The organism is Acinetobacter sp. BD54 (assembly GCF_044778325.1).
GTDB lineage: Bacteria > Pseudomonadota > Gammaproteobacteria > Pseudomonadales > Moraxellaceae > Acinetobacter > Acinetobacter baumannii.
Genome location: NZ_JANJEP010000006.1, coordinates 232,149 through 248,292 on the forward strand (window position 1 = coordinate 232,149; position 16,144 = coordinate 248,292).

Annotated in this window: 15 protein-coding genes and 3 pseudogenes; 6 read left to right on the plus strand and 12 right to left on the minus strand. The window is 33.3% G+C overall.

Annotation, left to right across the window (positions count from 1 at the left end):
- Window positions 1-14: 14 nt before the first annotated feature.
- The gene (locus tag NQ782_RS12145; protein WP_000167520.1) at window positions 15-785 is read left to right on the plus strand and encodes an IclR family transcriptional regulator; all 771 of its coding nucleotides are present in this window, start codon (window positions 15-17) and stop codon (window positions 783-785) included.
- 61 nt (window positions 786-846) lie between these two features.
- On the opposite strand, the pseudogene NQ782_RS12150 reads toward NQ782_RS12145, so the two are convergent.
- Window positions 847-954 (minus strand): annotated as a pseudogene (locus NQ782_RS12150) (GNAT family N-acetyltransferase); the annotation flags it as partial.
- 105 nt (window positions 955-1,059) lie between these two features.
- On the opposite strand from NQ782_RS12150, the pseudogene NQ782_RS12155 reads away from it, so the two are divergent.
- Window positions 1,060-1,325: pseudogene (locus tag NQ782_RS12155) on the plus strand (hypothetical protein); the annotation flags it as partial.
- On the opposite strand, the gene NQ782_RS12160 reads toward NQ782_RS12155, so the two are convergent.
- The 6 genes from NQ782_RS12160 to NQ782_RS12185 all read right to left on the minus strand — a co-directional run bounded on the left by NQ782_RS12160 (window position 1,325) and on the right by NQ782_RS12185 (window position 7,242).
- Window positions 1,325-2,236: a LysR substrate-binding domain-containing protein gene (locus tag NQ782_RS12160; protein ID WP_024432169.1), complete on the minus strand. Its 912-nt coding sequence runs from the start codon at window positions 2,234-2,236 to the stop codon at window positions 1,325-1,327. The pseudogene NQ782_RS12155 and the gene NQ782_RS12160 overlap by 1 nt on opposite strands.
- A 95-nt stretch (window positions 2,237-2,331) precedes the next feature.
- Window positions 2,332-3,606: an OprD family outer membrane porin gene (locus NQ782_RS12165; RefSeq protein ID WP_000572023.1), complete on the minus strand. Its 1,275-nt coding sequence runs from the start codon at window positions 3,604-3,606 to the stop codon at window positions 2,332-2,334.
- Between the two features lie 86 nt (window positions 3,607-3,692).
- Window positions 3,693-5,048, minus strand: coding sequence for an MFS transporter (locus NQ782_RS12170; protein ID WP_228138148.1), 1,356 nt, complete (start codon window positions 5,046-5,048; stop codon window positions 3,693-3,695).
- Window positions 5,049-5,064: 16 nt separating this feature from the next.
- Window positions 5,065-5,844 carry an SDR family NAD(P)-dependent oxidoreductase gene (locus tag NQ782_RS12175; protein WP_057093324.1) on the minus strand — a complete coding sequence of 260 codons (780 nt, stop codon included), beginning with the start codon at window positions 5,842-5,844 and terminating at the stop codon, window positions 5,065-5,067.
- Complete coding sequence (locus tag NQ782_RS12180) at window positions 5,834-6,727, minus strand: sugar phosphate isomerase/epimerase (protein ID WP_000147284.1); 894 nt, start codon at window positions 6,725-6,727, stop codon at window positions 5,834-5,836. Before NQ782_RS12180 ends, NQ782_RS12175 begins: the two co-directional genes overlap by 11 nt.
- A 212-nt stretch (window positions 6,728-6,939) precedes the next feature.
- The gene (locus NQ782_RS12185; RefSeq protein WP_001115794.1) at window positions 6,940-7,242 is read right to left on the minus strand and encodes a YciI family protein; all 303 of its coding nucleotides are present in this window, start codon (window positions 7,240-7,242) and stop codon (window positions 6,940-6,942) included.
- 292 nt (window positions 7,243-7,534) lie between these two features.
- On the opposite strand from NQ782_RS12185, the gene NQ782_RS12190 reads away from it, so the two are divergent.
- On the plus strand, window positions 7,535-8,374 hold the full coding sequence (locus NQ782_RS12190; RefSeq protein ID WP_000235266.1) for a PAAR domain-containing protein: 840 nt from the start codon (window positions 7,535-7,537) through the stop codon (window positions 8,372-8,374).
- On the plus strand, window positions 8,371-9,072 hold the full coding sequence (locus tag NQ782_RS12195; RefSeq protein WP_057093088.1) for a hypothetical protein: 702 nt from the start codon (window positions 8,371-8,373) through the stop codon (window positions 9,070-9,072). The genes NQ782_RS12190 and NQ782_RS12195 overlap by 4 nt, the downstream gene beginning before the upstream one ends.
- A gap of 193 nt (window positions 9,073-9,265) precedes the next feature.
- Here the strand turns inward: NQ782_RS12195 and NQ782_RS12200 are convergent.
- Window positions 9,266-9,373 (minus strand): annotated as a pseudogene (locus NQ782_RS12200) (GNAT family N-acetyltransferase); the annotation flags it as partial.
- 369 nt (window positions 9,374-9,742) lie between these two features.
- Here NQ782_RS12200 and NQ782_RS12205 point away from each other — a divergent pair.
- Window positions 9,743-12,442, plus strand: a complete 2,700-nt coding sequence (locus NQ782_RS12205) for an ATP-dependent RecD-like DNA helicase (protein WP_086230967.1) — start codon at window positions 9,743-9,745, stop codon at window positions 12,440-12,442.
- A 77-nt stretch (window positions 12,443-12,519) separates the two neighbouring features.
- Here the strand turns inward: NQ782_RS12205 and NQ782_RS12210 are convergent, their stop codons facing one another.
- The 3 genes from NQ782_RS12210 to NQ782_RS12220 form a co-directional block, all read right to left on the minus strand.
- Window positions 12,520-13,041 (minus strand): hypothetical protein, encoded by a 522-nt coding sequence (locus tag NQ782_RS12210; protein WP_001071844.1) that lies wholly within the window; start codon window positions 13,039-13,041, stop codon window positions 12,520-12,522.
- Window positions 13,042-13,122: 81 nt separating this feature from the next.
- The gene (locus NQ782_RS12215; protein WP_057094442.1) at window positions 13,123-13,683 is read right to left on the minus strand and encodes a TetR/AcrR family transcriptional regulator; all 561 of its coding nucleotides are present in this window, start codon (window positions 13,681-13,683) and stop codon (window positions 13,123-13,125) included.
- Between the two features lie 726 nt (window positions 13,684-14,409).
- Window positions 14,410-14,721: a helix-turn-helix domain-containing protein gene (locus NQ782_RS12220; protein WP_000737062.1), complete on the minus strand. Its 312-nt coding sequence runs from the start codon at window positions 14,719-14,721 to the stop codon at window positions 14,410-14,412.
- Between the two features lie 295 nt (window positions 14,722-15,016).
- Here NQ782_RS12220 and NQ782_RS12225 point away from each other — a divergent pair, with 295 nt between their 5' ends.
- Window positions 15,017-15,457 carry an HD domain-containing protein gene (locus tag NQ782_RS12225; protein WP_002126884.1) on the plus strand — a complete coding sequence of 147 codons (441 nt, stop codon included), beginning with the start codon at window positions 15,017-15,019 and terminating at the stop codon, window positions 15,455-15,457.
- Between the two features lie 34 nt (window positions 15,458-15,491).
- On the opposite strand, the gene NQ782_RS12230 is transcribed toward NQ782_RS12225, so the two are convergent.
- Window positions 15,492-16,136 carry a hypothetical protein gene (locus NQ782_RS12230; protein ID WP_057093818.1) on the minus strand — a complete coding sequence of 215 codons (645 nt, stop codon included), beginning with the start codon at window positions 16,134-16,136 and terminating at the stop codon, window positions 15,492-15,494.
- Window positions 16,137-16,144 lie beyond the last annotated feature (8 nt).

A 16,144-nucleotide genomic window follows, 5' to 3' on the forward strand; every position in this document is an offset into this window, starting at 1 on the left:
TTTTATATTTTTGTATGACGAAATCAACACAAGATCCTGATAGCCAAATGGATAAGCAAAATTCAGGTGTAGCTGCCGTAGATAGAGCATTACTTATTTTGGATGCTTTTGATATAGATAGCCCCGTCTTATCTCTCGCAGAAATTTCACGCCGTACAAAGCTATATAAAAGTACTATTCTTAGATTACTAAGTTCATTAGAACGTCATGGTTATGTTGTTAGAAATGAAGATGGTCAATTTTCTTTAGGCATTACACCTTTAAAACTATCAAGAATTTATCAAAATTCTTTTAAGCTTAAAGATGTGCTTTATCCTATTTTGGAAAGAATCACCAAAGAAACAGGTGAAACTTCTTCATTTTATATTTTAGATAATGATAAGCGCGTGGTTCTGTTTCGCATTGAACCCGCTCGATCTGTAAAAGTTTCAATTTCTGAAGGAGATACCTTCCCTGTAAATGTGGGGGCTTCGGGTAAAATTCTTCGCGCATTTTCTCAAACTGAAGTAGATGAAAATCTACAACAAGTCCAAAAGCAATTTTGGGCAAGTTCATTTGGAGAACGTGACCCAGAAACGTCCTCTTTGTCTGTACCTGTATTTAGCAATGGGAGACAGTTACAAGGGGCGCTTACCATTTCAGGGCCTTCTGAACGTTTAACACAAGAAAAAATTGCCGAAAATACTTCGCTTTTACTTGAATGCAGTATCCAAGTGTCAAAGTATTTAGCAGGCAGTATTTATGGTTTAGAAGATGCTATAAAACTTTTAAAAGCTGCACATTAAACATTTTAATATTTCAGGCAGTTCTTTTTTAAGTAACTGCCTATATTTCCAAAAGCTAATTTTAAACAAGCTTTTTATAATAAATAGCTGTACCGTCGTAGTTCCCATTTGAACTTAATGCTTTAGCAACTTTTACCAACACTGGACCATATGGTATTAACGAATATATGTAAAATGTCTTTGGGCATTCCGATCAAGCCACTGTTTCATTATATATTTAGAGATAGCACTACTCTCCACCTAATAACCGCTTCTCACTATGAAAATTACGTAAATACCAATATTGCTACTTTCCTGCTTATTCCTGACTTCTTGTAAGGCTTCGACAGATAAAGAAGACATTGATAACTATGTGAAAGTAGATTTAAAAATTATGCTACTGACAACTATAGATTGATCATTGAAGCGAATAAGAATGTGAACAATGAGCCTGCTTTGAAAAACTCTTTGTTTAATAATTCCTATGTTAAGTTAGAAACAGCACGGAGCCTTTCAAATGATGAGTATCCAGATTGGATTCAAGGCTTAGATAAAAACGGTTAGTGGGTTATACAAATCTTTTTAAGAATATCAATAAAATTTTGAACTTCTAAAGATCGATTTTTATCTGCTAATGTAGTGATACCCACAGGTCCTTTTAGTAAGCTATTTTGAAAGTTCAATTTTGACAAGTAACCTTTTTGCAGATCCAGATTTACTATTCCTTTTTGTACAAACCAAACCGCATCATAGTTTGTAACATAAACTCTTGAGAAGGTTTCACTAGTGCTTTCAATCAATTTATATTCATAATTAAAACTATTTTCAGAAATTAAGAAGTTATCGGTAGCAATGCGTACTAAAGTATTTTTTGGTGAGACTAAAATATCATACGGAAGAATATCTTTCAGTGACAGCTGCTTTTTTAATAGTAGCGGGTGGTTAGCTCTAACCACCAGTAATAAATTCTCTTCGTACAAAGTTTCAAAAATAACACCTGTCATATCTTTGCCGATAAGACGTCCAATAATTAAATCTATTTCTTGAGTATTAAGCTTTTCAACTAGATATTCATAAACTCCAGATAAAATTTTAATTCTTATTGTTGGGAACTTTTCCCTTAAGGTATGTATAGCTAGAGGTAATATCATCCCTGCAGCTGTTGGTAATGCGCCAATAGTAATAGTGTATTCTTCAGTTTTTTTCCCTAAATCGGAGGACATAGCCATATTGTAGCTGGTCAATGTTTGCGAGGCATGTTTATAAAATTCCACACCTGCACTTGTCATTTGTATTGATTTCCGATTTCTTTTCAGCAATTGTACATTTAGCTCATCCTCTAATTCTTTAATGCATTTAGAAACTGCAGAAAGAGTTACATGCAGCTTATCGGCAGCTTTACTAAAGCTTTCCATTTCAACTACTGCAATAAAGAACCTTAAATGACGTAACTTAATTAATGATTGAGCCATATTCTTCCTTGAAACTATCTTTTGCATGAAATTAAAAGAGATAAGGACCTCTCAAAATTAACTTTAATTAGCCCTATCTTCTGGTAAGCAATAAACTAATTGAACACAGGAATGGTGTAACTTAGGATAAGTCTATTATCATTAAAACTATTAGTATTACCCCAATTTCTACGAATTTCAGAATGTCGTGCTTTGATACTTAGAGATTTTAACCATCCTGTTTTGATGGTATAGCTGATTTCAGTTTCAAAACCATGTTCTCGGCCATCTTTAGTCTGTGAGTTTTCAATTCCATTACCGTAAATATAACGATTCATTAAATTTAAGTCAGGCAAATTAAATTTCCCAAAATTAAAGTCGTGACGAATCTGCCATGAACTTTCCTTAGGATTATCATAACTTGAAGTAAAGCTGTCATTTGCTAGAGTAAAACCACTTGTTCCATTGACGCGTAGAAACTCGTCTTTACCCATCATCTGCTGAGCTGAAAAGGAAACTTTTTGATATTTGTTCGCTAATGATAGAGTTGAATAGAGAGCCTGATTATCGAGCTGCCCAGCTTTTGCATCACCATGCTCTGTTCCGTATAGATAACCCACATTCCATTTTAAATTCATACTATCTATAGGAATGCTCTTTGTATATTGAAAATAGTTTTGCTGATAGATATCTTTAAGCTGCGAGTACCATATGGAGATCTGGTCATTCTTTTCGTTAAAAGAGTAATCTAAACCAATAAAATTAAATTGATCCGAAGTGGCTGAACTACGAGAAGTCAAATACATATCTTTCATACGTTCACTATCACGTGGACTATTTTTATAAAACTGGCCTAAATGTACCTTTAAATTTTTAAACTCTGATGAGGTAAGTTGCCAGCCTTCAAAAGTTTGAGGTAAAGAACGCCCATCATCTGAACGTAATATTGGCAATACTGGAGACCACTCACCTACTTTTAGTTCTGTATTAGAAACTTTTCCCTTTACAGCTATTGCCAATCGCCCAAAATCATCTTCTTGAATATTATTTTCTTTAACTGGTAATAATTGGGTACCAATTTCATTATCTTCACCACGAATTTTAAAGCTATATAAGGCCAAAAAATCCAAGCCTACTCCTATTTTCCCTGGAGTATATCCTGATTTAAAATCTGCGATAAAACTTTGTGTCCATGCTTCTCCTGTATCTCTCACTCGATTTTTCTGATAATCACGACTCATATAAAAGTTTCTAAGTTTTATCTCAGCACTTGTGTCCTCAATAAATGTATTTTTACTATCTGCATATACTGAGTTATGAAAAAGAATTCCACCAAGGACTGCTAAATATCTAAGATATGAAATTCGCTTATTTAAAATATTTTCTATCATTTGCATTATCCATATGCCAAATTTTAGATAAAGGAAGGGTATGACCTGATAGATTTATTAATCAGGTCATTTTATTAAAAATAAAATTAAACCTGTTTTAAGTGTTGAATTACACGGTTAGGATCTTTTTTCAAGAATCTAGATAAATATGCAGAAATTGCAGCGACAACAGATAAGGCAGCAAAGAAACTAGCTAATTCAATCCAACCACCACCGTAATTAATAATTAAATAGCAAATACTTGGAGCGAAACCTGCAAAAATAAAACTAATTTGAGTTGCTAGCCCAACACCAGTGTAGCGGTTTTTCAAACTAAACATTTCTGCATATAAAGATGGCCATAAAGCATTAGGTGCACTATAGAACACGCCTTTAAGTAAAATTGCTGAGAAAATAATTAGGAAAGCTGAATGAGTTGTAATAGCCCATAAATATAGGAAAGAACCAAGTGCACAGGCTATGCATCCACTAACAAAAATTACTCTCTTACCAATTCGATCGGCCAGAAATCCATATAAAGGCTGAAAGAATAAAGCAGAGAACTGACATGCCGATACGGCCATTAACATTAAAGTACGATCAACACCTTGATTGTTTGTAGCCCAAGATAAACCAAAAATAAGGACTAAAGATGAGATTGAACAAATCAATGCGCAGCAGAATACTGTTAAAAAAGAGCCAAATTCATTTTTGAAAACTGATAAAACAGGTACTGCTTCTTTCTCTTTACTCTGTTCTTTCTTTTTCAACTCAAGTTCAAATTGAGGGCTTTCAGTTACGGTGCGTCGGATCATCCATGTAATAACTACCATTAAAACACTCATTAAAAATGGAATTCTCCAACCCCATGCTAACAATTGTTCTTCACTTAAAAATGTTGTTAAAGGTATAAATACGGCAGATGCAAGGATTGCACCTATGGAAGCGCCATTAAGTAACCAACTAGTATAAAAAGCCTTTTTCCCCGATGGTGCGTGTTCCATCGTTAATAAACTTGCCCCTACCTGCTCTCCTCCAGCTGATAATCCTTGCATCAAACGAAAGAAAACTAAAAATAAAGGTGCAAATATCCCAATATCTTGATATGTCGGTAAGATACCGATACCAAAAGTTGCTAATCCCATTAACATTAAAACTAGCATTAATGATTTTTTTCGACCATATTTATCGCCGATATGACCAAAAATCAATGCTCCTGCAGGGCGAGCAATATATCCGATACCAAATGTTAGCAACGCTGCCAATGTGCCAGTAGTTTTATCTTCTTGTGAAAAGAAAATCTGATTAAATACCAGTGCTGCAGCTGTACCGTAGATAAAGAAATCATAGTACTCAACAACACTTCCCAAGAAACTGCTAAAAGCAGCTTTTTTTGCATGTTTGTTAACATCCACAGATGAGTTAGCCATATTCATATCCTTGTTATAGCTTAAATTTGTCAATCAATTGACATAGTTACTATCTTCGCCCGAATGGAGCTAATTGACCTCCACCGCAAACATGTATGACCTCAGCGGTAATAAATGAAGAATCATTCGAAGCTAGAAATGCTGCGGTATTTGCCACATCTTCAGGAGTAGTCAGACGTTTAATAGGTGTATCTTCAATTGCGTTTTCCGCAATTTTGTTAAAAGCTTCTATATCGCGCCCATCAAGAGTAAAAGCAGATGGTAAAATCCCTGGCGCAATAGCATTTACAGTGACGTTATAGGGTGCTAATTCTCTTGCCATTGATCGAGTAAGCCCTACTAGCCCTGCTTTACAAGATACGTAAGCTGGTGGTCCGCCTGCGACCCAACAACGAGAAACAATATTTATGATACGACCACTATTTTGGGCCATAAAATAGTTACTTAACTTTTGGCTCAGTAAAGCAGGTGCACGAAGATTTACTGCAAACATCTTGTCCCAATCATCTGCTTTGAAGTCAAATATAGAACCTCTTAAATTTAAGGCTGCATTATTTACCAATACATCAACTTGATTATATTTAGCTTGAACTTCACTTATTAAAGCTTCGATTTCATTACAAGAGCCCAAATCCGCAAGTATAAGCTGAGCACTTTCCTTACGAGCCTGATTCAAATCGTCAATAAGTTGATTAGCAGCTTTTGCTGAAATATCAACCGCTATAATATTGAATCCAACTTTGTGTAGACGACGGCAGAGTGCCTGTCCAATTTCTCCACCGGCACCAGTAATAAGAGCTACTCGTGTTGAAAACATTTCATTTGGCATGAGCAACCAACTCCTTTTCAATTGCATAGAAATCGCCATCTAAATAAGAGCGAATAAGTTCGATATTGTGTTTTAACTTTTCTAAATCACTTCGTTGGCTTGAAAAATCCTCAATGGATAGCCAATCATTAAAATTATTTTTAATCACGGTACTCAGCATCTTAGGAATAGGCAAAACACCATTTTCAATAGTTTCCCAATACCAAGCCCATCCTTCATTCTCTGCTAATGGTTGATAACCAACATTTTTTATCTGAACATGTGTAAGATGTTTTCCAATTAAATCTAACGATAATTGGACATCCTCTCGGCCCTCAATAGCGAGGTTCCCCATGTCATAAATCACGCCAAGTAAATTATGAGGATAATGCTCTGCTACTCGCACGGCGAGTGAAGGACTCGAACAAATTGTTCTTTGGTGGATTTCGAGAGCTAATTGGACATTGAGCTCTTCAGCCCGCATTAATAACTCATCAATGAATTTACGAAACTGATAATATCTTTCTTGATATGTAGAACCATTACCATTGAAAGGTGCCCAAATACGTACACGTGCATGATTTGCAACATGGGCTAGATCAAGCATTTTTAAGGCGTAATTTTTGTCACCTACAGGAATATATGGACTTAGCCCAAAAATTTCGATATTTGCTTGTTTGCAAAGATCAGTGATCTGTTCAATTGATTTCAGATTTGGCTGAACTGTGCAGCGATTATTTGAGACAGCATTCCATGAAATATTAGGGTTTAGTTCATTAGTCTCAGCTACACGCCATTCAATTCCTCTATATCCAAGCTTGACCATTGCTTCAACCAATTGTTCAGGACTTAAACTCGGAAAAGCAGTACTGTTTATCCCTATTTTATTGAACATACCTGTCATTAGCTCTATTCCACATCCTTTTAAAAAAGTTTAAGTTAATTTTTTTAATAATAAAATTGAAATAAAATCCACTTTAAGTTAACTAAATAGTCAACCTACTTTATAAAAATATTTGGTTAATTAATTTGTTTTAATTTTTATGGTTTAAAATTTTAGATTTTATTAGTAAGAAAATAAAAACCCGAATTTTATGGATTCGGGTTTTGAGGTAACTAGGAAATTGGGAAAGCTTTATTAAAAATTTTGACATCAATATTTGAATAAACCTTTTCTCTAAGAAATGGTTCATCTTTCAACCATTTATCTAAATCTTCTCGGCTATCAAACTCAACAATTAAAATACTTCCATAAAAACCCCTCTTAATATTATTTGGATCTTTAGGTAAGGCACCTGCTGTAATCAATCGGCCTTCATTATTAAGCTTTTCCAGACGTTTAATATGTTCAGGACGTATTTCCAATCGTTTTTCTAAAACATCATCATTGTCCGTACAAGTAACAACAAAAAATGGCATATATTCCTCAAAACTTAGTTTTTAAAAAGTAGGTTTGCCGTATATAGCACATAAAAATTTAATCTTAAAAGTTTGAGGCACTAAGTTTCTAAAAATTCAATTATGATTAATTTTAATTATCAATTTAATCAATTAAAAATTATTATTAGGGCCAAAAGTTAAAAATTTTCTTTTGATTGGCCTATTTACTCTATACAAGATATATTTACTATTGCTTAAATAAAACTATACAGCACTGTCTACCCCTCTTTGCTATCATTCCGTCACTTCACTAAAATAAGAAGGAATAGATTTGGCAACACCATATATAACAATAGGCTGCCCAACCTCTGGTGGTGGCCAAGTAATTTCTGGGAATAATATGTTCCTGATTGACGGAATTCCCGTTGCCTGTGTTGGTGACAAAGCAACTTGTCCAACTCATAAAGTCGTTGCAACTATTGTATCTGGCGATCCGTGCATGCAAATCTTTGGGAAAGCTGCTGCTCGAGTAAATGACTCACTCTCTTGTGGTTGCAAATTACTGCCTCAACAAAACTTGGTTGTTCAGGACAATGGTGGTGGTGCGGCATCATCAGCTTCAAAATCATCATCAGCTCCAATTTCACAGAAGCAACCAGCCACAGACAGTTTTGTTAAAGATGAATATGAGAACTACTACATCGAGCAAAACACAACGAAATATGTAAAATTTACAAATGGTATTTTCCCGTACGATGAAGATAAGAAAAATCTTTTTGGGGCAATTAGTCAGGCTGTTTCAGGTGTATGTACTTTCATAGTTACTTATATTCTAAAAGGGCAAGAACTTTTCGTGACAGTTTCTATGCTTCCTCCAACATTAAGCGGTGATGCTACAATTTTTCCATACGCAACACTTGATCTTGTGCATAACAATCAAAGCTTAGGAAAAACACGTTTGGAAAAGGGAAAAGGCGTATGGTCAACAGAAAACTCTAAGGAGCCTGTAGGTCAGTGTAAGGTAACTCTACCTAAACCTGATTTATCAACTATTGAAGCAACTTTAACTATGGGTTACACCGCAAAATTTGATGGCGGTACTGTTCGACCAAACCCACCTCACACTCGCTTCTCTTTTACTTTAAATTCAGCATCAAGACGTAAATCATGAATAGAAAATTAATCAGTACTATTGTTCTCATTTCTGTATTTGCAGTTACTGCTTGTAGCAAGGCATCAAATGAACAAGCAAAGGTAGATACTACTGAGAAAAGCAACTCTCAAAACGTAAAAACGGAATTATCCGCAAGTGATAAAGCGATTTTAGATAGATATGAAACAATCACAAATGAAGTTGTAATTTCTGGTGAAGATGAAAAGATAAAACAAACTTTAGCACCTTTAATACCTGAAATTAAGAAAGTTACTGCCAAGAAACAAAGAGAAATGGCATTGATGAATATTTATATGCTGTCTGGTATGTATAAAGAGGCTTATGAGTTAAATGAGCAACAAATCAAAGAGAAACCCTTACCTCAACGGATAATGTTTAGGTGTACATTGCTTGAAAAATTAAATGAGGCCAAAGTAAAAATTCAACAGTGTCACGAAGCTTCTGCCCAACTCATACAAGCCGAATTGAGTAAATCATCTAGCAAAAATGATCCCCAGTACAGAGACGCCGAATTTGTATATTTAACTGAAATGTATAAAGCTGGTCACACTGACTATAAAGCTAAAATACAGAAATTTATTGATGAAACTAAAGATGTCGCATCAAAAGATAGATATAAGTCTTTGTATGATGCAGATATTGAGTCATTTTATGGTACTGATTCACCAAATTATGTACCAGAATCATTAAAGTAAATTTAAATGAAAAGCCCCGAATATTCAGGGCTTTTTTAATTCTTTACGTAAAAAGAAATATCTACGTTGCAACTCACCCTATCCCACTAAAAAATACCTCCAAAACCATCTCATCAACGTTATTCGAGCTTATGAGCCACATTCTATATTTCACGGTAGTTGTTTATGCGTCTTTGGATAGTTATTTCTAGTTTCAAACCAGCCTTTTATAATAAATCGTGGTGCCGTTATAGTTTCCGTTTGAACTTAATGCAAAATTTGTAATTTCACCCACGCGGACAAATCCAATCTTGCTATATATGTGAAAACATTTTTTTTAGATCTATTAAAGCTCTGCCGGTGACCATTAACATTGCAATTCTTTTCCCCTTTCTTTGTTAATTGCCGAACACTCTCAATCTTGAACTTATCGGTATATCTTTTGCCACTTATAAAACACCTAGTTAATTAGCTATATTATCTAACATAACGGTATCTAAAAAATTAGTGGCTATTCAAAGTGAGCAAGTTTAAGTCATGTTAGTCATTCACATTTCTTAAATGTAGCAAGCAGTGTGTTCTTTGAATTAATCTAAATTAATAAATTTATGTATGTATTGTAAAAAGAACAACATATACTATTTTTTAGATAAATCCTTTGATAAATATTTTAGAAAAATGGGGTAATTAAATGACAACCGTTTATTCGCAAATTCAGAATGCAAGTAATGTTATTTCACAGAATATTGAAGTATTTACAGAAAAAAGAGAAATCCTTTCACAAAATATTCTTTCTCAATTACGTAACCTAATAGAAGGTGTAGCAGTTCTATTAGAGACTAATCAATTAAACATAGAATTTAATTATCATCTTATTGAGTCTGGTTTATCCTTTATCAAAAGCAAATCAAAGTATAATTTTATTGGAAGATTTCATAAGTTAATACAGATAAGTTCTTCCCATTATACCTTAGATGGTGATTCATCTGAGCGATTAATGTTAAAGTATTATGAGTATTTATACAGAATACGAAACTTATTAAAAAATGATTTTAATATTTCAATATTATCTAATCTAGAGTCTTTCCCTATTGACCTAGATCCTTCTTTACGTGAGTATCATGAAAAAATTGCAAATAAAATTAATAATATAAACCACAGCGATTCTCAAAATTATAAGACTGAAAGATATTATATTCATAAGACTCGCCCTTTTTTTATTGGAGGTTACATTTACTATGAAGTTACATTTTATAGGGCTATCAATAAAGTCAATAAACATGATCGAATAATTGCTTTTACTAATATAGATATATCTAAAAATTATGCTTGTACTTTAACTTTGCAAAACGCCTCTATTGAAGTTTTAGGTTATCATATGCCAATTATTATTATCCGAAACTGGAAAATAGCAATTAGACAATGTGAATTTAATAATTTTGCAAAAATATTAGACCTTAAAATACAGGTTAATACAAAATCAACTGAGTATAACTTTTTAATGGGTTGGCTAACTGAAAGATCAGGAAGTTTACTCGAGTTAATTGACAAGGAAGAAAACTTATATTTAAATATTAAAAGATTTTCGGTTAACAATGACTTGAGCAACATCCAAATATTTAAAATATTAGATACGATCAGAAATTTAAATAAGACCAAATCACGTGGTTATAATATTCTTAGGTATTTGCTTTTAAAAATGAATAATCAAGTTATCAAAGCACAGTATGATTCCAGAGGTTGTTCATATCTTTCGAATTTAAAACTTTCATATAGTTGTATCCCATTTGAGGAAATGCCTTTCTGTACATCATTAAGAGGACACAATCCTAAATTAAGAGATTTATTAGAATGTATTAATTCTGAGGAAAGAAATCAGGAATTTTTAGCTCGGCGTATAAAAAACAATATTGAGCAAAATGGTATTCTTTATACACCATTAGCAGAAGTAGAGTATTTTGGATCAACTCAAAAACTAATCGACAAATATAACAACCAACTCTATTACTCACATAAAGAAAATAGAAAATTAGTTTTTGATAAAGGCCATATATTTATCAATCAATATGAAAATGATACTTATAAAATCATTAAAAAGTTACAGAGTTATTCTGATTCAGGTATAGCTGGATACTCACATGCTGTAGAGCTCTGGTTAAACTCCTCTTCGATAATAATTGATGATCCTCTCAAAATTATTGCTATAAAACAATTATTCAGTGATTCTAAAATAGCTATAATTTATGGTGCAGCTGGTACAGGTAAATCTACTATGGTTGACCATATAGCGCACTACTTTAATGATAAACAAAAACTTTTTCTCGCTCACACAAATCCTGCTATAGATAATCTCAAACGTAAAATAAGTGCACAAAACTCAGATTTTCGTACTATTAAAAGTCATATTAGTAGATATAACTCTGCTGAATATGATCTTATGATCATTGATGAATGTAGTACTGTAAGTAACACTGATATCTTAAATGTTTTAGAAAAAACATCTTGCAAATTAATAGTTTTTATAGGCGATATATATCAAATTAAATCAATACAATTTGGTAACTGGTTTAATATAATTAAATCATTTATACCTAAAAAATCTGTATTTGAGCTAACTAATCCTTATAGAACATCTAATGAAAATTTATTAAATTTTTGGCATAAGGTTAGATATATTGAAGATGATATTGCTGAGATAATGGTTCGTAACAATTATACAACTATATTAGATAATGCATTATTTGAAAAAAAATTCGAAGATGAAATTATTCTCTGTCTCAATTACGATGGGTTATATGGGATAAATAACATTAATCGATTTCTTCAAAGTAGTAATCAAGGAAAAGCTGTTTCTTGGGGTATATCAACTTATAAAGTAGGTGATCCAATATTATTTTCAGAAACAGAAAGATTTAAACCTGTGATTTATAATAATCTTAAAGGAAAAATTATAGATATTATTGAAATTGCTGAAGGTATTCAATTTGACATAGAACTAGATAGATCTTTGGATGAATCTAGTGTTTGGGGCACGGAACTGTATTGGGTAAAAGATTCAATTATTCGCTTTTCTGTTTTCAATGCAATTTCTAGTGATGAAGATGATGATTCTTCATATTCCACTATTCCCTTCCAAGTAGCTTATGCTGTTTCTATTCATAAAGCTCAAGGACTCGAATATGATTCAGTGAAAGTGGTTATTACTGATGCTAATGAAGATGAAATAACTCATAGTATTTTTTATACAGCTATTACTAGAGCTCGTCAAAATTTGAAAATTTATTGGACTCCTGAAACTCAACATAATATTTTAAGGAAACTTTCTCTAATTCCTAATTCTAAGGATATCCATCTACTTGCAAGTCGAAAAAATTTAGAAGCTGTAAAATAAAATCTTGGGGCTTATAAAAAAGCCCCATTTCTAAATTCTGTACTAAGACAATCTCTAATTCAGTCAACAATATTCTCTTACGAGGACATCTTTCGTAATGAGGAAGCTATTTCCTTTAATGAATTTCTTACTTCTCTTTCAAAAGTTGATTCACCAATATCAACACCACTAAAAGCATTCATATCTACTGTTACCACATTCTTAATTTTTCTTTTATAAGGATATAAGGCGATCTTACTATGGAATGTAATAGAAATCTTTAAAGGATAATCCGGTAATGATTTCTTTAATGTAGGGTATGTACCCAAGCAATAAATTAACTTTTCATCAGGAAAAAGTATGGGAGTCCCTACCTTAAAGGCACCTATATCAATGTCTGATGAATTTTTTAGAAGATAATCAGTACCAGAAAACTTTATATCTTGAGCAATACCCTTACCAATATTGTGAATAATTAATAAAATAATACCCTGTCTGCTCATATCAACTTTAGCATATACAACCACATCTCCTTTAGAATTATTAAAATAAACTATATAGGCAATAACAAAAGTCAATAACCCTATGATAAATGTAGAAATTGTCAATATTTGATTCATTTTTCCTCTTGTTTTTTAATTGTCATTTTAAAATCGTATCGCTTCATTTTATATCAAATAATCAAAGATCCGCTCTACAACTTAAATCTTAATTACTGACATCCCCCTCAAAAACACCTCAACCATTCTTTCATCAACTTCATCGGAACTTAAACGCTGAATAATGGCACCTTCAATCATATATAAAAATAATTTGGCATCGGTAAAGGAAGCATCGGGTTTAAGTACTCTAAGCTGACTATAGATTTCATTGATTAGCCATGTTCTATATCTTATGGCGGTTGTATATGCGTTTGGGTAGGTATTTTTGATTTCAAAAATGGCTTTAAATAACAGGTAATACAGCCCGTCTACATCGGTATGTAGAACATAGAGTTTCTTGAGTTTATCGATTGCGTTTGTGTCGTGGTCGTATTCGACCATAGCAACCACTTTTTCTTGGAGTCGTTCTTTTTGCACCATTAGACAGATTTCAATTAACCGTTCTTTAGAGTGAAAGTAGTTATAAAAAGTTGCTTTGGTAATTTCGGATTCTTTTACAAGTCTGTCGACACCCACGATATGAAAACCGCGGCGGTGAAATAACTCAATTGATGTATTTACAACTTTTAATGCACGTGTTGGGAGAACTAAATTTGGCATATTTTTACCGTTATAAATTAAATTTTTGTTGTATATAAATGAGATATAAAAAACTGCTGACTTTTTTGGGAGAAAAAAAAGGCATAGCAAAGCCCTAAAGACTGTGCCCAGCACATCTCAAGTTTTAGTTGTTCGAAGTTTTAAGTAATAACGAGCTAAAGCCTGAAAAAGCCTTACGGCGATCAAGCTGCGTTAAATGTTTTTAAGCTGTGTTGTTATAGCTTTTGGCAAGGGTTGCCAAGAAATGATGGATGCGCAAAGCCAACTCCTTATTTATGGAGTTCTGCCAGAGCATAAGATTTATGGTGGCAGAACGAAAGAGGGTTAGCAGACTGGTTTGGACTCCAGCACACCCGAAGGTGTCCCTCTCCCGTCCTACCGCTACGGGAGGGAACGAGATTTACATGCAAAACTATTCCTCAGAAGAAATAGCTCTGATGTAGTCCAAAAAAACGGTCTGCTAAAACCGACTGGCAATGTAGGCCAGCCCGCAAATGGTAATCTTCAATATTTGAAGTGTCAATGTGAAATTGGCTAGAAAATATTTAAATAATTATTATTTTTCATTTAATTACATAATTAAGGATATTCTTAAGTAATATTTACAATCTGCTTTTATATCATTAAGTTAAATTTTAAAGTTGCAAAAATTTATATATTAGATTGGTTCAAAAATTATCATTTTAGTGTTCACAAGCGTACGCTTGTGAACGTTTAAGTAGTTACTTACTCGTTTGGCTTTATAATTTTGCTAACAATATGTTCATGCGTAGGTACAAGCCCTGCTTTTAAACCAAGTGGTTTAAACACTTTATCTAACACAGACTGAGTGAGTTTACCTTTATCCTGCTCAATGTCCGTTAAAGTCCGACGGCTTATACCCACCAAATTAGCATATTGTTCTTGCGATAAACCCAACACATTTTTGCGTAAATACGATAGCAATTGCCCCAAAGTAATCTCACTCAACAAATATTGTTTATATAAATCTATAAGAATCTGTTGACGGTCTTGGGCTTGTATCGTTAATTTTTTCATTAGTACAAATGAGCAATTATTTTCTCAAAAATACTATAAAAATAAGTTTTTGTGAATATATTTGCTCAATTTGATTTATTTTAGATAAAAGTGAGCAAATTTTTGCGCATCTCATATTTATAAATAGCAATAATTTATTTATCCGTTTTCATATGTTGAATATTACATTGTGGAGATTCACCAAACAAACGAGAGTATTCACAACAAAATAGCTTATTCAGTATAAAATTATGACTTAAGCTACCCATCTCGCCCATTAGGCCGTGTCATATACTTAAAGTAATAAGAGTAAAAAATGACTCAAAATAAAGTTGAATTAGCAGAGAAATTGTCAAAAGAATCGCATCAAGGTCAAAAGTATGGTTCTCATGATTACTTTGATTACCATATTAAAGGTGTGGTCAACTCATTAATTGAGCATCAATTTTCAGAAGTCTATATTATTACAGCCCTTCTCCACGATAGCGTTGAAGATACGCCTCTTACCCTAGCCAAAATCGAAAGCTTATTTGGAAAAGAAGTTCGTGATGCGGTTGATGCATTAACTAAACGAGAAACTGAAACACGCGAAGAATATTTAATTCGTTGTAGTTCAAATCCGATCGCTCGAGTCGTGAAACTTCATGATGCAGCCTTTAATGCGCACAACTCACATAAAGAAAGTAATCAATCACGTGTCGATTATTACCTTCAAACCATGTTAATTGTTTCAACGGCGCAAGATAAGTTGAGATAAAAGACAACGAAATAAATCCGTTGTCTTTTTATTTTTAAGATTGTGCAAATGCCCAAATGTCTTTTGATGCAATGGTGTCAGATATGAGTCTAAAATTCATAGGCTCTAAGTCTTCATCTACCACCACATAACCTTTCGAGTTATTTTTTAGCGCATCACACTGATTATCAGTCAGTTGATAGTTTGCGGTATTGGCTAATGCACTTTCAGTAATAACACCTGTAAACACACAATTCGGGTCTTTCGAGACAATTTTGCCTTGTGCATTCACCTCGGCATTTACCGTCGTTCCATCTGGAAACGATAAATCGTAGGTGCCGACCAATTGATTAAGCAAAAGTTTTTGATCAGCAATTTTTTCATAATGTGCTAATTCGACTGTCATCGCCTGATTAGACTGGTTGCTTCGCCAAGCTTTGGTTTTTGCATCGTAGCTCATCACAATCTTGGCACGGTTTTCGTCATCATCTAAAACCAATAATTTAGAACCATCTGCACCAGAATAGTATTTACCCGCCATAGGTAATTCTTGATCAGTTTCAGTACTAATAATATAAGTACCGACATCTAAGCTCGGTGCTAGTGCAGGTTTTTCAGTCGAGACTTGGTCATCATGATCATTGTCATTACAAGCCGCTAATCCAAGCCCAAGGAGTAAAACCAATAAACAACGTTTCATGGTCTTTC